Here is a 274-nt window from a genome sequence, read left to right as displayed (position 1 = left end):
CAATGCAGTTGCGGCAAAGCCGTGATGATTCGACACCCGCTGCCCCAGTTGGAACACGCGCAAACCCAAGTGATAGCGGCGGCCATCGGGTTCATAATCGACAAAGCCGTCGCGCGTCAGGGAGCCCAGCAAGCGGTACGTGGTGCTGAAGGGAAGGCCCGCACTCCTGGCCAAGTCGGCGGCGCTGGCGCCCCGGGGCTCGTCCCCCAGCAGTACGAGCAGGCTCAGCGCCTTTCCAACCATGTCTGTTTTTGTGTCGTCTTTCACACTCATG

1 protein-coding gene is annotated in these 274 nt (G+C 62.0%); it reads right to left on the bottom strand.

Going from position 1 to position 274, the window contains the following annotated elements:
• On the bottom strand, nt 1–274 hold a 274-nt coding region (locus SB772_RS40760; RefSeq protein ID WP_410838620.1), incomplete at both ends, for a helix-turn-helix domain-containing protein.

The organism is Paraburkholderia sp. SIMBA_030 (genome assembly GCF_046535245.1).
Lineage (GTDB): Bacteria > Pseudomonadota > Gammaproteobacteria > Burkholderiales > Burkholderiaceae > Paraburkholderia.
This window is presented reverse-complemented; position numbering and strand designations above follow the sequence as displayed.